Source organism: Clostridium sp., from assembly GCF_050717535.1.
Classification (GTDB): Bacteria; Bacillota; Clostridia; order Clostridiales; family Clostridiaceae; genus Clostridium_AD.
On sequence record NZ_JBOITM010000082.1, the window covers coordinates 58,711 to 75,195 of the forward strand.

Annotated in this window: 22 protein-coding genes; 7 read left to right on the forward strand and 15 right to left on the reverse strand. The window is 30.9% G+C overall.

From position 1 onward, the window contains the following. Position 1: 1 nt before the first annotated feature. From ACREVU_RS17130 to ACREVU_RS17200, 15 genes are all read right to left on the reverse strand, one after another. The gene (locus tag ACREVU_RS17130) at positions 2-1,195 is read right to left on the reverse strand and encodes an O-antigen ligase family protein (RefSeq protein WP_431552819.1); all 1,194 of its coding nucleotides are present in this window, start codon (positions 1,193-1,195) and stop codon (positions 2-4) included. Next, on the reverse strand, positions 1,167-2,252 hold the full coding sequence (locus tag ACREVU_RS17135) for a glycosyltransferase family 4 protein (protein WP_431552820.1): 1,086 nt from the start codon (positions 2,250-2,252) through the stop codon (positions 1,167-1,169). Before ACREVU_RS17135 ends, ACREVU_RS17130 begins: the two co-directional genes overlap by 29 nt. A 1-nt stretch (position 2,253) precedes the next feature. Next, a complete protein-coding gene (locus ACREVU_RS17140) occupies positions 2,254-3,369 on the reverse strand; it encodes a glycosyltransferase family 1 protein (protein ID WP_431552821.1) in 1,116 nt (371 codons plus the stop codon). Next, positions 3,359-4,270 carry an ATP-grasp fold amidoligase family protein gene (locus tag ACREVU_RS17145; protein ID WP_431552822.1) on the reverse strand — a complete coding sequence of 304 codons (912 nt, stop codon included), beginning with the start codon at positions 4,268-4,270 and terminating at the stop codon, positions 3,359-3,361. The genes ACREVU_RS17140 and ACREVU_RS17145 overlap by 11 nt, the downstream gene beginning before the upstream one ends. 26 nt (positions 4,271-4,296) lie before the next feature. Further along, positions 4,297-5,160 carry a glycosyltransferase family 2 protein gene (locus tag ACREVU_RS17150; protein ID WP_431552823.1) on the reverse strand — a complete coding sequence of 288 codons (864 nt, stop codon included), beginning with the start codon at positions 5,158-5,160 and terminating at the stop codon, positions 4,297-4,299. A gap of 262 nt (positions 5,161-5,422) precedes the next feature. Next, a complete protein-coding gene (locus ACREVU_RS17155) occupies positions 5,423-6,331 on the reverse strand; it encodes an NAD-dependent epimerase/dehydratase family protein (RefSeq protein ID WP_431552824.1) in 909 nt (302 codons plus the stop codon). After that, on the reverse strand, positions 6,328-7,173 hold the full coding sequence (locus ACREVU_RS17160; RefSeq protein ID WP_431552825.1) for a polysaccharide deacetylase family protein: 846 nt from the start codon (positions 7,171-7,173) through the stop codon (positions 6,328-6,330). Before ACREVU_RS17160 ends, ACREVU_RS17155 begins: the two co-directional genes overlap by 4 nt. Before the next feature lie 138 nt (positions 7,174-7,311). Then, the gene (gene loaP / locus ACREVU_RS17165) at positions 7,312-7,836 is read right to left on the reverse strand and encodes an antiterminator LoaP (protein WP_431552826.1); all 525 of its coding nucleotides are present in this window, start codon (positions 7,834-7,836) and stop codon (positions 7,312-7,314) included. Positions 7,837-8,167: 331 nt separating this feature from the next. Beyond that, positions 8,168-9,346, reverse strand: coding sequence for a carboxylate--amine ligase (locus ACREVU_RS17170; protein ID WP_431552827.1), 1,179 nt, complete (start codon positions 9,344-9,346; stop codon positions 8,168-8,170). A gap of 27 nt (positions 9,347-9,373) precedes the next feature. Beyond that, entirely contained in the window at positions 9,374-9,538 is a 165-nt protein-coding gene (locus ACREVU_RS17175; RefSeq protein WP_431552828.1) for a hypothetical protein, read from the reverse strand. A gap of 142 nt (positions 9,539-9,680) precedes the next feature. After that, the gene (locus ACREVU_RS17180; protein ID WP_431552829.1) at positions 9,681-9,953 is read right to left on the reverse strand and encodes an LbetaH domain-containing protein; all 273 of its coding nucleotides are present in this window, start codon (positions 9,951-9,953) and stop codon (positions 9,681-9,683) included. Between the two features lie 21 nt (positions 9,954-9,974). Continuing rightward, on the reverse strand, positions 9,975-10,574 hold the full coding sequence (locus ACREVU_RS17185; RefSeq protein ID WP_431552830.1) for a sugar transferase: 600 nt from the start codon (positions 10,572-10,574) through the stop codon (positions 9,975-9,977). Between the two features lie 318 nt (positions 10,575-10,892). Beyond that, positions 10,893-11,879 (reverse strand): UDP-glucose 4-epimerase GalE, encoded by a 987-nt coding sequence (galE, locus tag ACREVU_RS17190; protein ID WP_431552831.1) that lies wholly within the window; start codon positions 11,877-11,879, stop codon positions 10,893-10,895. Between the two features lie 369 nt (positions 11,880-12,248). Then, positions 12,249-12,674 carry an ImmA/IrrE family metallo-endopeptidase gene (locus ACREVU_RS17195; RefSeq protein ID WP_431552832.1) on the reverse strand — a complete coding sequence of 142 codons (426 nt, stop codon included), beginning with the start codon at positions 12,672-12,674 and terminating at the stop codon, positions 12,249-12,251. Positions 12,675-12,697: 23 nt separating this feature from the next. Beyond that, positions 12,698-13,150, reverse strand: coding sequence for a helix-turn-helix domain-containing protein (locus ACREVU_RS17200; RefSeq protein WP_431552833.1), 453 nt, complete (start codon positions 13,148-13,150; stop codon positions 12,698-12,700). Positions 13,151-13,484: 334 nt separating this feature from the next. Here ACREVU_RS17200 and ACREVU_RS17205 point away from each other — a divergent pair, with 334 nt between their 5' ends. The 7 genes from ACREVU_RS17205 to ACREVU_RS17235 form a co-directional block, all read left to right on the forward strand. Continuing rightward, complete coding sequence (locus tag ACREVU_RS17205) at positions 13,485-13,994, forward strand: hypothetical protein (RefSeq protein ID WP_431552834.1); 510 nt, start codon at positions 13,485-13,487, stop codon at positions 13,992-13,994. A gap of 65 nt (positions 13,995-14,059) precedes the next feature. Next, positions 14,060-14,602 (forward strand): DnaD domain-containing protein, encoded by a 543-nt coding sequence (locus ACREVU_RS17210; protein ID WP_431552835.1) that lies wholly within the window; start codon positions 14,060-14,062, stop codon positions 14,600-14,602. Positions 14,603-14,632: 30 nt separating this feature from the next. Further along, positions 14,633-15,166: a sigma-70 family RNA polymerase sigma factor gene (locus ACREVU_RS17215; protein ID WP_431552836.1), complete on the forward strand. Its 534-nt coding sequence runs from the start codon at positions 14,633-14,635 to the stop codon at positions 15,164-15,166. Between the two features lie 84 nt (positions 15,167-15,250). Next, entirely contained in the window at positions 15,251-15,475 is a 225-nt protein-coding gene (locus tag ACREVU_RS17220; protein WP_431552837.1) for a DUF1659 domain-containing protein, read from the forward strand. Between the two features lie 70 nt (positions 15,476-15,545). Further along, a complete protein-coding gene (locus ACREVU_RS17225) occupies positions 15,546-15,782 on the forward strand; it encodes a DUF2922 domain-containing protein (RefSeq protein ID WP_431552838.1) in 237 nt (78 codons plus the stop codon). Between the two features lie 229 nt (positions 15,783-16,011). Further along, positions 16,012-16,314, forward strand: coding sequence for a hypothetical protein (locus tag ACREVU_RS17230; protein WP_431552839.1), 303 nt, complete (start codon positions 16,012-16,014; stop codon positions 16,312-16,314). After that, positions 16,304-16,485 (forward strand): hypothetical protein (locus tag ACREVU_RS17235; RefSeq protein ID WP_431552840.1); only part of this gene is annotated, 182 nt, incomplete at its 3' end. The genes ACREVU_RS17230 and ACREVU_RS17235, both read left to right, overlap by 11 nt.

A 16,485-nucleotide genomic window follows, 5' to 3' on the forward strand; every position in this document is an offset into this window, starting at 1 on the left:
TTCACCGTCTTTCTATCTTCAATCTAATTTTACCTATTTTTATAGCTGCAATAGTGTATATTGTAAATATAATGGTTGCTCTATCAAAATATGTTACCATACCATACTCAGCAAAAATTAATATTAATGTAATTGTTGTAAATAACTTTGTATAAGATTTTTCTTCTACTTTCATATGGAATCCTTTAATTATTATAATAATATAATTAATATAATAAATTACAAATCCAATAATTCCAGACGAAAATAATATCTCAATAAAGTTATTGTGAGAATAAACTCCATAAGAACCATCAATAAGTGCAAAACAATCTAATCCATAACCACGCCAAGGATTATCTTTTATATAATCCCACCCTAGGTTTATATAACTAATTCTTGAAACAAGAGACCCCTCCTCAATTTCATTAGAAGAAAACATACTAAAACCTGCTTGAACTCTGTTTCCTATTATGTTATATAAAGTTGGAACATTCATTATTAAGAGATAACATATAACTACCATAAGCATAATACTAACTGTATGCTTAAATTTTTTCCTAGGATAAAGCAAATATAAAATGATAACATATCCAATTGCCATCATCAACAGCCCTTTGCGTGATCCAGTAAATAAAACAACTATTCCAAACCACATTAATTTTCTTAAATCTTTTCTAGTATTTAATTTTAAGTAATTAAATAAAACCATTAAAAATGATATTGCAGCATAAATTGCTATTTCATTAGCATTAATACCTATTGCATTACCAAGTCTGTCTTTGAATAATGTAGGTAGTGATATAGCAACTATTATTACCGTAAGTAACATCGTAACATTTATGAATTGTCTTATCGTAACAAATAAATTGTTCCTTAGTACTACATAATTAAACATAAAAAAATATAAAATCAGATTCAGCACCAAAGTTCGGAGCATAGCACTTGCCACAATAGAATCAATTGCTTTATTTTCACTTATATTGAAAAAATTATATATAATGAATAATACATACAAAAGAAAATAGTAGTTACCATGAATTTTTTTCTTTTCTACCATAAGAAAAATTGTAGACAAACCAAAGGCAATTAAACTAATTATATTGATTTTACTATGCACAAACGCAAATTCCGTAATTATAAAAAATATGAAACAAATATCTGAAAAACTTTCTATAATAGTTACTCTATTTTTTTTTGGTACATATAAACTCAATATAGTACCTCCACTTTTCCGCCACAACATTACAATTTAACCTTTCTCTAATTTCTTTTGCATTTTCTCCGAGTTTTTCTGATAATTCCTTTGATTCCGCCACTTTACACATTGCTTCAGTCAGTGCATCCACATCGTCAACCTGTACAAGCAATCCGTTCTTGTCATTATCAATCAACTCTGCTGAACCACCAGACGGACAATCAGTAGAAATAACAGGCATTCCCATTGCCATTGCTTCTATAACCACATTAGGCATTCCCTCATAATCAGAGCTTAAAACAAACATTGATGCTCCTCTCATTTGCTCTAATAGATTCCTAGTGCTTCCTGGAAAGTCGTATACATCTTTTGGCAAAAGGGAAGCTGCTAAACTAATCAACTCTTTTTTTAAAGAACCTTCTCCGTATATCGTCAATACATAATCTGAATGATTTTTATAAAACTTTGAAAAAGCTCTAATTAATAAAGGGAAATTCTTTTGCTTATCCAATCTACCAGCTCCTACAATCTCCTTACGTCTCTTACCTTCCCAAGGCTCGGGAATTCGCTCTAAATCCAATGGGTTAGGTAAAATTATTCCCTTTGTTCGTATATTTAACGAAAAAAAACTTGCTGCTTGCTCTGTTTGAAAAATAAAGCCTGAAGCAAAAGGATAAAATAGCTTACGCATAAATCGAGTTACCTTTTTCCATGGCATAACCCATGGATTATTTCGTTCAGACACAATTACAGGTATATTGGTTCCGATAAGTGTGGGGATAACATATATGCCAATCTCTTCAGGAAGGGTTAATACAATATCAGGCTTCTCATGATTAATGTATAGTCTTAGCTGCTTATATTTTAGAAACTTATCAGTGTATGAATTACTTGACATCCTTCCAATTGTATGTACTTTTACTGTTCTATCAAGTTGATAAAAAATCTCTTCGTTATCAAGAGTAACAATAGTACATTGAATACCTGCTCTGCTAAAATTATTTGCTAGTTGTGAGATCACACGTTCTGCACCGCCGGCCATCATATTTCTTGTTACAAATACAAGTTTTTTCATATTAGTTTTCCACCTGTTCAATGTATTGATTATATAAAGCTTTCATTATTTTCGCATTATCTGTGATATTAAAACCTTCATCTACAATTTTATTATAAATTACAGATGCTATTTCTCCACGGTTTACAGGTATTGAATTATTGATTTGATTTGCCCATTCTTTTGGAGATTTTTCTAATGCTATAAATTGAACCAAATCAGTAATTTCTACTTCCTTTGAAACCGAATCAGATACAAAGCATTGTAAACATGCTGATTGAGCTTCTACTAAAGTCAGAGGTAATCCTTCAAAACGAGATGGCATAACAATCATATCCATAGCTTGCATAAACTGAGGCACATCTAATGTTTTTCCTGTAAATACAACCCAATCATACAATCCTAATTTCTTAATCTTATTTTCAATATTCACCCTTAGCTCCCCATCGCCAATTAATATTAATCTATAATTTTTATCTAATTTAAATAATTCTGCAAAAATATCTATTAAATACTCGTGATTCTTTTGGTAACAAAAATATCCGATATGCCCTATTACTTTTTTACCATTTAAGTTATATTTATTTCGATATTTTTGACGTATTTCTGCATTATATTTGTACTTATTAATATCAATACCATTATTAATTATTTCAAATTTTTTTCCATTATATAGCCATTCTCCTGCCTTTTGACCACAAGCAAAGGCCTGAGTATAGGAAGCATCAAATATTCTTCTCAAAAGTTTGTGCACAATTCTATATTTAGTTTTAGTGTTGTGACTGTGCGCGATACGTACCTTTGCATTGCCTTTTTTTGCTGAATACATTTCTAATGCAAGAGTACAACTATTCCCATGGGCATGAACAATATTATAGTTTTTTTCACGAACCAATTTAGTTAATTTGCTAATATATGAAATTGGGTATTTAGTCCTATTACTTATTTTAAAGATATTACTACCAAATGATTCAAGTTCTGCTTTTAAATCATCACTAATATAATTAGGAATAACAAAATCAATTTGCATATCTGCTTTATCCATTGCACGATAATAGTTCAAAATCACATTTGTAATTCCATCTAGTTCAAATTTAGTTGAAGCAATAATTAAAACTTTAATTATTTTAGATTTCAATATTTCTCACCTGCTTATTCGGAAGTTTTATCCAATTACCCATTATTTCATCAAAAGAATGTGGTGTGATTTTATCAAATCCAGCACCATTTATAAAAGTCAGCTCTCCAAAATAAATTTTTTCTCTTATAACATAGAAATCTACCCTTACATGCGGAAATGGGAATGATAGTATTTTTGCATAATCTATCATCTTCTCATATAATTCTGGCTTTTCGAATAAATTATTATTGGGTAAATTATCGAAAAATACATCAGATAAAATATTCCATTCTGCATCATATAGAGTGCTATTTTGATTTATAAATTTATCACTATATATAGCTGTTACACCGACGCCCTCTGCCCCCTCTTTGTTATTAAAATAGAACATTTTATAATCTTCTGGAATATTTAAGTTATTTTCACACAAAAATGTCTCAATTATAATTCTTGGTTTGACAACTCCATAAAACCATTCACCATAACAAGGTAAGTACTTATTTTTAAGCCACTTATTTAATTGTTTTCTTGTCTTTTCCTTATTTAACTCGTCTTTATTTTTACATATAATGTTGTTCCCGGATCCATGTGTAACTTTTATTACAAACTGTTTGGGTAAGTCATCAAAAGGTATCTCACTTGCATCAAATCCCTCCCATAATAAATCATTTAATATATCACCACATCCACAATCATTTACATACTGACGCACAGCATATTTATCAGCACATACAGGCATTAATTCATTATGATAATAAAGTTTTATCCAATTGAGTTTTTCATTATAAGTTTTCGGATTATCTAAATTAAGCTTGTATCCATGTTTTAAATAAAACATCAACTTCAATTCAGTCTTCGGACTCATTATATAGAGTATATTCATTGGAATTAATAATAAATTTTTAAATGTTTTATTCATATAAGTGCTCCCTTTTTTTATAACCATCAATCTCCTAAAGCTTTTAATTTCTCTATTTCATTCCCTGTTTTCAAGTGTTCATAAATTTTTGCATCCACTAAATATCTGTACCAAAACGAAGATAGAACATGATATATATAGCCTTGCCTTCCATCCAAGAAACCACCTCTAAAGATGTAATTGTATATAAACAACATCCATGCCCGTAAAAACATAGGTGTTTTGTAGTATATTCCATATTTCTTTTTTCTTTGTTTATAAATATCTTTATCATCAATAACTTGCTCTAACTTCCCATTTTCATATGCAATGAAATCCTGCATTTCCCTTGTTGCATACCAATTATATTTAGATACAAAGTTATCTAGGTCTTTAAAATCATAGTGCAAAAACTTTTCTTTTAGTGCAATGGCTCTTCCCGAAGACAGAATAGAATGAGCATCTCTTTTTCTATCTTCTATTCTCCCTATGCCATGCTTAAATACCATCATTTTTCTTTTCTTAGAACCTCCATGCTTTAAACATTTACCCATAAAATAGTACCATGCCTCTATAGTAAAACCATTTACATCATCATTGTCATGAAGAGCCATATTTATGCTTATCTCTTTACATAATTTTTCTGGAAATCTTTCATCAGCATCAATTCTGATTACCCATTTTATTTTAATATCTGTGTTGTCTAATGCCCAATTGAACTGTTTCGCATAATACTCAAATTCATGAAAATAAACGTCAGCCCCATATTTTTTTGCTAATTCCACTGTATTATCAGTGCTTCCACAATCGATAACCACAGCTCTATCGACAAAATCTCTTATTGAAAGCAGACACTCTACAATATTCCTGCTCTCATTTTTCGTCAATATAATAGCTGTTATATCTGCCATAATGCCCCTCCTAGTATTTCTAATACTAAACCATGAAAGTTGATTTTTAAATATTCTTTGATTTTAAAAACCATAAAAAGTCTGTATGGAAACATCTTAAACGAATATCTTCTTTATAGTTTCCATATTGGATAATTTTCTTTATAAAAGTATAATCGAATATCTGTTTTGTATATTAATTCCAGCTAGATAGCATGTTTTGATGTGTTACCCACATCCAATGTATATCCCATAAATAAACCTTTTCCACTTATTATCTTTTTTAAAAATTATCGCTTATCTTTTGTAATATTTCATTTAACTTGCTACTATCAAATCTCATAGGAAATATAATTTTATAAGCAGTAAACTTTAAAAATAAATTTGTACAAAATACTATATTAACAGAAATATGCATAAGTCTTTTTAACCATTTAGGGATTCTAAAAACCATAGTGGCTAATCCATTATCTTTATCTACTTTTATTAGCTCTTTTGTATTATATCTCTTAGCATCACATACATTAACAATTCCTCTAAGGGTTCCTGGAGACTTAATCCATTCTAAAATTATATTTACTGCATTCTTAGAATAAAGGAATTCATATTCCATCCCATCTCCAATTAAATAACAAAGCTTAGGATAAGATATATAGTATCGTCTATGCATATCGTGATGATCACCCTCCGTATAAATTGGAGCAAATCTAGCTATCAAATATGGATGCTTATCTAATCCAATAAGACTCTTTTCCGCTAAATACTTTGATCTACCATAAGGACCAATCGGCTTAGGCTCAGTATTCTCATTAATTACTCCATTTGTAATGCCATAAACATCTACTGTGCTGGAAAAAAATATTGGTATCTTTGCTGATATTGCACATTCAAAAACTTGACGACTCATCATGGTATTCACTCTATAATATCTACTCCAAGAAATATTTCTCCCTTTAAAAGCATGAGCAATAGCAGCTAAATGAATTACATGCGAGAATTCATTGTCTCTAAATATTTTTTCTAGTTCTGTGCTTCTTGTTAAGTCAGCAGAAATATATTTAAACATCTCATGTTGACATTTGCTATCTTTACCAGTTGAAATTCCAGTAACACTATAACCCTCATTTAAAAGAGCCTCTACAACTTGTTGTCCTACTAATCCATTGTTACCTGTAACTAAAACACTTTTCATTGATTAATTCTCGCTTTCATATCCTGCTCAAGAGTACGAAACTCAGAACCCATAGCTTTTAAAAGCTTAATGACTTTCTTGATTTTTTTTATATTAGTCTTTCTACCTACTAATATCTGGAAACGATTCTTTAAGCCTAATTCCTTAGGTAGAGGAAGTTTCATTTTTGTCAATTCAAAAGGATGTAGATAAATTAAAAAGTTATTTTTCTGTTTCGCATACTTTTTAATAAGAATGAGTAATATCCAGAAGGGAAATAATCGTAAATACCCTCCTCCAGATATAGGTAAGCTATATTTCCCTATTTCTAAAGTAGGTATTTCATATTCAAAAAAGTTACCTTTTCTGTATACAAGGTCATCAACTTTATCAAATCCAGTCAAATCTAGATTTCTATAAAGCGGATGCTGCTCAAACTTAATATAGCTACTGTCATAGTTATAACCAAGTTTAGTTACAATATCCAATTTATCCCGTTCCATAGAAAAACACGAAGCACGGTATCCATTTACCATGCATTTAGCAGCTTGCTCTATTTTTTCTTTTGCTTTTGCAACCTCACTTGTAAACAGCTCTGTATTTTTTTTATATAATAACTCATGATCAAGCCCATGACATCCAATAGAATGTCCTCTTCTTACGATTTCTCTTAAAATATCTGTATTCTTCTCCATAACATCTGCTACTACAAAGAATGTTGCTTTAATCTGAAACTCATCTAGCAAATCTAAGAAGTCAATTATTTCTGGTATAACTTCTACACTTTTATCAGGGTTATATTCCTTTAGATATTCAAGGTCATACCATTCTTCTATATCAACTGTTATATATGCATACTTCATTTAAGATATCCCCCTTAGTTTCTATACAACTTTCCCAAATACATAGCTTCGCCCAATCACATAATTTCCATTATGCTACCATCAGGCTTACTATAACCTCTTAATCTTTCTATGGGGCCGAAACACCCAAAGCATGATTCAGATTTTGTCCACTAATTCGATACCAAGCTCTACTATTCTTTCTTCATTCATAAAGCTAAGACTCACTTTTGCTCTACCTTTTCTAAAATCTGCTTTTATTATCTGACCTTCCAATCCTACTAAAGGTCCTGCAATTATTTTTATACTATCATTTTGTTTATACAATGTAGAAATTCCTATGTTATTATCCTGATTATCTAAAAGTATCTTTAATACCTTTAGTTCTTTTTCATCTACTGTTAAAACCTCATCTTGATTTGAAAGTATTTTTATTATTCCAGGTATTTTTTTTAATTTATAATAAAGCTCTATATTCATGATACCTTTTATCAAAACATAGCCTGGAAACAACTTTCTTTTTACAATATGCCATTCACCATTTTTTCTTTCTCGAAGCTCTCTTGTTGGAACAATGAATTGATAACCGTGTCCAACTTCTTTTTCAAGGGTTTTTCTCACTTTTTCTTCATGGCTTGTAATGACAAATAATACATACCAGCATTCTTTTTCTTGTAGATACAAATATAGTCTCTCCTTTGGTTACTAATTAGTTGGGTAAAAAAATAGGTATTCATGATGTATGATTACTCCATTTTCAACCCTTTGTTAGTATTTTTGTCGCAATATTTGAAGAAAGTCCCCCCTCATCAAATAAACGAGATCAAATAACATGATTATATACATTCAGTGAATTTCCAAATTTTTATGACATGAATTTCGTCTATCGGTTTATCACGACAGGCTACAATCATGCATTAGTGTATATTTTGATATAACGTATCATATATCCATTTTACAATTTTTGAAGTTACCAGTACTATAAAACGAATTTATCTGCTTAACTTACATCCAATTACCTTTTCCTTTTTTCCATCTCTGGACTTAGTTTTTTTATCGCTTGCAGAGAGTAAGTAAAGAATGGCCAAGGATCTTTAATTGAAAATATTTGATCTGTGGTATTCTTAAAATTAAACCAAGAAGGCTTACTCTTAAACCTATTGGTTGATTGAAAAAACCACAACACGTCTGTATGCATATATCTCAGTCGAACATCCAGCTTGTAGTCATTATATTTTGTAACTTCCTTACCTGTTTCAAATTCTATAATCTGTCTAGCAAAATCTACTCCTGACGCAAAACACACTTTTACACTGGCAGTAATTCTAGGATTTATCTCCATCACCTTAGCCTTACCATCTCTTGGGTCTTGAATTAAATCTACATCTCCATAACCCTTCCATCCAATAGCTTTTAGCAAGTTTCTACTACTTTCAACAATATCCGGTCTATCTACAGAAGCACTACAGCATGTTGAACCACCATCTATGGGGTACCACCTTGTTTTATCAAATACAACTGCACTTTTCACCTCACCATTTTTATCTATAAATAACTCTGCTTTATATTGAATATCTGTCTGAGGTATATATTCTTGTACAAGCATTTTCCCATGTTTTGCAACAGAACTATCAAATATTTTTCGTAATTGTTCTTCATTATTTATACAATGAAAGCCTATCGATCCATATCCTGTTCTTGGCTTAATAATAAATGGGTATTCAATATTTGAATTTATAATATCATCGATTGATTCAACATCTTTTAAAGTATATGGACAAGGAATATTGTTTCCCATACACGTTAACATTGTATTTTGTTTGTCACTCGCCATTTGGAATACATCCCAATCGTTAGTTGCCATAGCAGCATATTTTGATAATTCACTTTTGTTTTTAGATAGAAGCATTGCAGAAAAGTCTGTTAATGGAATAACAACATCATATTTATTCTTTTTAAGGACTTCAAGTAATGCATCCAATGATTTTTGAGCATCGTTTCTATCCCAGAATGCGATTAATTTCTTATCGGGATATCGTGAAGCATAGCCCATGTCCAATTTGCTTTTATTATAAGTAGTAACATGACAGTCTAAATTGTATAATGCCTTCATTAGAGGCATTACCTGTCTTGCAAACCCTTCAAGTATCAAAACACGAACTCCTGCTAAGTCGCCATTTTTATTATTAGGCATATTCAAAACACCGCCTATTCATATTTCTTAATCCATAAATATAAAAACCAATCTATTTGCAGCTTCCAATCCTATAGGAAAAAGCATAATGCCATATTGAAGAATTAGAGAAAAAATATCCTTTTCTCTTTTAAATATTTCCCCTATATTCACTGATTTTATCTTTTTCAAACTGGCAAATTTATCTTTCACGTTTATACCGCCTTCAACCCCAGTACTTACATATTCAGCCTCTCCTTTACTTAAATCACCATTCCTTCGTTCAATTTAAACTTTTCTTGCAAAACAGTTCCTGATCTAACACAACTCCCAGCCCCAATATAACTCATATTCTCTATCCTACACATACTTCTGACAACTGCCCACTACATACATGAACTCCATTTTCAACTATACAATCATGATCAACACAGCTATTTACATTAACAATGCATCCTTTTCCAATACTAGCATTTGTATTAATAACAGCTCCTGCAAATATTACTGTTCCATCTTTAATAAAGCTGTATTTACTTACTGATGCTTTAGGATGAATAATTACCGGAATTTTATATTCTACCTTTACCCTACCATGCCCACCCGCACCAATTATCAACAAATCACTCATTTTTAATTAATCACCTCAATTTTATGATAAAAACTCTTCAGAACTACTCTTTTTGTTTCCACCTTCAAGAATTCCCTCTGCTTTTAAAACTTTAAATACCGTTCTAAATAATATTTTGATATCTAAACTCAATGATTTATTATTCAAATAATATCTATCAAGTTCTGTCTTTTCATTATCATCATTACTATCTCGTCCATTAATCTGAGCCCACCCAGTGACCCCTGGAAGTAATACCTGAACTCCTGCCATTGTTCTCATTTCCTTAAGTTCATACTGATTATATAGAGCAGGTCTTGGTCCCACAAAAGTCATATTTCCTTTGAGAATATTAATTAATTGTGGAAGTTCATCAAGACTAGTTTTTCTTAAAATTTTTCCAAATGAAGTTACATAACTTTTGGAATTATCAAGTTTATCAGTCGCTACATTTGGAGTTCCAATTTTCATTGTCCTAAATTTATACAATTTAAATAATTCATTATTTTTACCTATTCTCATTTGAGTAAAAAATACTCGTCCTTTTGAATTTAGGTTTATTATTATTCCTACAATCAAAAGTAATGGCGATAATAACACTAATAATAATAAACTACATATGATATCCAAAATTCTTCTCATAATACCCCCCTAAAATATTATTTAATTACTCAGTTAAATTGGCATCATCCGTTTCCTTAATCCTCTACTGTATTTTACCCAAATCACTAGGTGCTGTTTTTTTATACCGAATCTCTATCCTCTACTTTATTCCCTTCTTTTTTCATTTATAACCAACTCATAATTTTAATTTTTTTAAAAATAAAGACATAAAATTCACTACTATTGGAGCAAATCCTATCCCTTTAATATATAATTTAAAAAATTGTAATATATTACTACACAATGGAAGAAACATAAATATGATATAAGTTGTTTATTATCGCTAAAGAAAGCTATTTAAACATTCTCAAACTGCCAAGCATCCCGGCACATTTCTACAATATCACGTTTGGCCGTCCAACCGAGTTCCCTCTCAGCTTTAGAAGTATCTGCATAACACTCAGCGATATCTCCGAGTCTCGCCTCTACTATTTCATAAGGTACTTTAATACCATTTGCCTCTTCAAAAGCCTTCACTAATTGTAGAACTGAAGTACCTTTTCCTGTACCTAAATTATATATATGTGTACCTTTAGTTAGATTATTTAATGCTGCAACATGTCCTTCAGCCAGATCCATCACGTGGATATAATCACGAACTCCTGTGCCATCCACTGTTGGATAATCATTTCCAAAAATACTCAATTTATTAAGCTGTCCTTTTACTACTTTAGTGATATAAGGCATTAAATTATTATGAATACCATTAGGTGATTCCCCAATTAATCCACTCTCATGAGCTCCCACAGGATTGAAATATCTAAGTAATGCTACAGACCAATCTGGATTTGCTTTAGCTATATCAGTTAGAATCCTCTCACTTATAGCTTTAGTTTCTCCATATGGGTTTGTGGTTGGTAAAAGTTTCATGGACTCTACAAATGGAACGGTGTTTTCTCCATACACTGTAGCTGATGAACTAAAAACAAATTTTTTAACACCATACTTTACGCAGAATTTTGATAATATCATTGTGGAAACTAAGTTATTATAATAGTATTCCAAAGGCTTTTCCACAGATTCTCCTACTGCTTTGAGTCCAGCAAAATGAATGATGCCATTTATTTTGTGATTTGAAAATATTGTATCCACAGCTGCTTCATCAGTCACATCTATCTGGTAGAAAGTAATATCTTTATTCGTTATTTTTTTTACTCTATCTATAATTTCAGCTTTACTGTTGCAAAGATTATCTGCAACAATCACTGTATGCCCTTCTTTTATTAAAGCCACGCAAGTATGTGAACCTATATATCCTGCACCACCAGTTACTAGTATGTTCATTGATATATCTCCTAACTATATTTCTTTCTGATTTACTAACAATCCCTAAGTTACTCTTTTAAATGTCTATGTTAATATATATTAGTCATCTATTTTTTATATTCTTAGTCATTGATATATTACAAAAATCATTTGTAATCAGATATAAACGCTCAATAAACTTGCTTGGTTAACACCAGTACTGACAATAGTTGTCTCAGTAATTGCATCACAGCGTACATTTTCAGCTAAGTTCCTTTAACGACGAAAAAACTACTGAAATTTATACTTATAAATTTTAGTAGTTCTCATTCCTGGCTGCGCCAAGTTTTTTTATTTCTATTCTTTTCTAACCTTATTTCATTTACATATTTACCCAGGGGTCTGACCCTAATATTTAAGATTAAAAAATTCAACGGGCACATTATGCAGTGCTGCTATTTGTTCTAGGCTATAACCCGGATATTCACTTAATAATTCATCAGGAATAAGTAGTTCCGCAGCAAAAATATTAGCTTCACGTTCAAATTTATCTTTTACACAAAAGGTATGTTTTTGAAGAAATACTATATTCAATTTACAGTGAAGTATAGCATGTCCAAGTTCATGGCTACATACTATTTTTTTATTTATATAATCTAATCTATTATGGATATGTATAATTTTAATCTTAGGGGCTGCCTGATAGAAGCCTCTAATACGTGGACCTAAGTCATCATACATAATCTTTATCTTTAAGTATTCTGCTAATTCGAAAGGATCATTTGTTTTATATTTTTTCATCAGAAGTTGCGCAACATTTCGTACATGCTCCAAGTTAAAACCTCCAAACTAAAATATTAATCTGTATTATTTTTATATTTTTTAGGTGTGTACTTCTTTTTATTAGAAATTTTGGCATACTCCAGACCAGCTCTTATGGATCTTGCTAAAATCTCAAGATCTTCTTCATCTAATATATCCCCATTTAGCATTATTGCATCCTGGGACTTAATCATATCTAATGTGCGATTTAGTAACTTACCAATATCTCGTTCATTGCTCTGGGTTAAACTAGGTATATATTGCTCACTTAATCCATCACTTCGCAGATCCGTTCTACCTAATAAATAGTCCATAGAAACCTGAAAAAAATCAGCGAAGGCTTGCAATGCAGGATTTTCAGGCACCTGAGCATTTTTTTCATATCTAGATATTGAACTTTTGTTTATAGAAAAATTCTGAGCAAGTTTGTCCTGAGTTAATCCTTTTTCCATTCTTAATTTCTTAAAACGTTCACCAAAGGTTGCCATAAAAATCACCATCCTATATTTATTATCTCATAAATTAAGCCAAATGTAATTATATGTTACATAAATAAAATAAATTATATTTTTCTATTGACAAGTTGTGTTTAAAACAATAAAATGTAATAAAGATATAGTGTAAAAATAATACAAATAAGTAATATAAATATATAATGTTAGAGCTTAATCCTTACTTATAGTAATTTATTTACGAATAATATTGTTTTCACTACATTATAATACGTTCACTGTAAAGCACAGTGAATATTTTTTGAAAAATAAGTTGTTTTAAAAACATCATAACATGAAATTATAACGTATATCAAGGGAGGAATTAAAAATGGCAAAATACAGACAGCTTCATACAGAATTTTGGAGTGATAGCTTTGTGCTAGAACTTACTCCTGAAGAAAAATATTTTTATTTGTATCTTATGACAAATACCAAGACAACGCAGTGTGGAATATATGAAATATCTAAAAAAACTATTGAGACAGATACTGGATATAACAGAGAAACTGTAGAAAAGCTAATTAAAAGATTCTGTGACTATAAAAAGATTTTATATTGTGAGGATACACGAGAGCTCATGGTTATAAATTGGATAAAATATAACGTTCCTAACAATCTCAACACTATAAAATGTGTACAACGAGAAATAGACAAGGTTAAGCATAGTGATTTTGTTAAAATACTATTTAACAAATGTCAGTGGTTAGGGATGGATGTAGATAAGATTTTTGAGAACTATATAATAGAAGAAACTTTTGATAATGCACCTGCGAATGATAAAGCTTCTGTGCCTTGCTCATTTGAAAAAGTGGACAAGTCTCCACTAAATTCACTTTAGAAAAAAGCTATGAAGAAATTCAAGAAATAAGTGGATTAAAAATTAATAATCCTATTAGTAGGGGCTTGCAAGGGGCTTATAAGGGGCTAGGCAGTAATAGAATAAGAAGTAATAAAGAAGAAGTAATAAGTAATAAACAAAAAGCAATAAATAAAGAAGAAGAAGAAGAAGAAGTAATAAGTAAAACTGATGTAGTGATTAAATATGAAGATTTTTCTGCTGCTGATTCTGCTGAGGGGTTTAAAAATACAATCAAAATATTCCAAGAAAATATACATGCTATCACCCCACTAGAATATGAAAAAATATTAGAATTTACAAAGCATGTAACTAACGAAGTTATTATTATGGCAATAGAGGAGGCTGTAAATTATAACGCTAAGACCATGAAATATATTAGTAAAATACTCAATAGCTGGATTAGTAACGGCATAAAGACCGCTGATGAGGTAAGGGCATATCAAAAAAAGTGGACTGATAAAAAGACAAGCAACTTAAGTCAGAATGTTAAAAAGGGCGGTTTTTGTGACTATGAGCAAAGAACTTATGATTTTGATGCCCTGGAAAAAAAGTTATTAGGCTATGAGGATACTGAGGATTTAGAATAAAATAAATAAAAAGGATTGGTGTATTTTATTATGGAAAAATTAGTTGAAAGGGCTAAAACTAAAGAGAATAGGGCTGCAGAAGAAATTATAGAAAAATTCAAATATCTCATATTTAAGGAGGCGTCAAGGTATCACGTTCCAGGTTTTGAGCTAGAAGATTTGGTGCAGCATGGATACCTTTCCGTTTTGAAAGCCATAGCTATGTACAAGCTAGGTAGCAATAGCTTTAACGGCTACTGCATAAATGCCATAAGAATGAATTTCAAAGCTCTTCTAAAAGGTCAGATAAAACATTTCAGAGAGGTGCCAAACAATGAAATGCTAGATTTTGATACTTTTGGAGATTATGAATTTACCTTAGAGGATGAAGTAATAGCTTACGATGAAGTTAAAAAGCTATATGTAGCTCTTGATAAACTAGATCCTTTAGAGCGTGATATTTTAGAGCGGTATTATGTTTTGGACCAATCTCTAGGAGAAATAGCCTGTGATAGCGATAAAAGCTACCATCAATTTGCAAGAATAAAGAGAAAAGCCCTAGAAAAACTTAGATCACTTATGTAAATTCATATATTTCTAAAAAAGTCCGCACAAAACTTCTAAGGTGCATATATATTCAATGAAAACAAAATGAAAGGGGTGATTAACATGGCAGTTAAATCAACAAAGGTAGCCAGTGTGTTAAAACTTACTATGAAGGTAGGCGTTGACATCAAAGGTAAAGACAAGTATGCAACAAAAAGACTAACCAATTTAAAAGTTGCTGCACTAGACGAAGACATATTTGCAGTAGGACAAGCTATCTCTAACATTAAAACTTATCCATTATTCGGACTAGACAGAGAGGATCAATTCAGCTTAGTTAACGAATAGATGTTAACAGAAAATCAAAGCCCAGAATTCAAAACCCTTGAGTCAAATAATTAAAAGGAGGTAACGTGATATGCTTAAATTAACTATGAGATTTTTAACATCTACAGAAGGTAAGTATTTTACTTTAACTGTAGATGACATTAAAGCTGATGGAGATGGTGTTTCAACCGTGACAGAAGCTGAGGTCAATGCGCTTATGGATTTAGTCATTGCAAAGAACATTTTTGTATCAGCCAGTGGCAACTTAACTGGCAAGAAAGATGCAAAGATAATTGCTACTGATACTAGTATCGTTGATGTAGCTTAGTAATATAATGGTCCTTTGTAATAATTGATAGATAACTAAAATAATCAAAAGGAGATAGACCTCATATTTTACTATGAGTTCTACCTCTTTTTTGCCCAAAAATCAAAACTTTGACTATCTTCCAGTCGGAGATAAAGGAATTTATCCAATAAACTAGAATTGTTCGCTTTCCTATATCAGAGAATACCTTACATTCTTTTACAAGTGCCTGTCACCCTAGTGAGGAGGTTTGCCGACGAACTTGCCAGTTGATATAGAGTACAGAATTTTATTGACTAGACGGCAGACGAATTTAATAATGGCACATCCAGAAAAATATAAGTTTATGCCCAAAAATCAAAACTTTGACTATCTTCCAGTCGGAGATAAAGGAATTTATCCAATAAACACTAGAATTGTTCGCTTTCCTATATCAGAGAATACCTTACATTCTTTTACAAGTGCCTGTCACCCTAGTGAGGAGGTTTCCGACGAACTTGCCTCTGGTGTCATTATACATATGCTATCGCATAGATTCATCATTGAAAAATGATGATGATGAAGTTAATGGAGCGATACCAAATACAAAAGAAAAACACACCATTAAGAAAAAATCACAGGTTGGAAAAAGAATTTTAACAAGTGATGGAAGATTAGTTGAAAGACCAACTTATAAAACAATTTTTGGAGTGCTATCTTCATTAAAAGTTTTAGGGACCTTTCA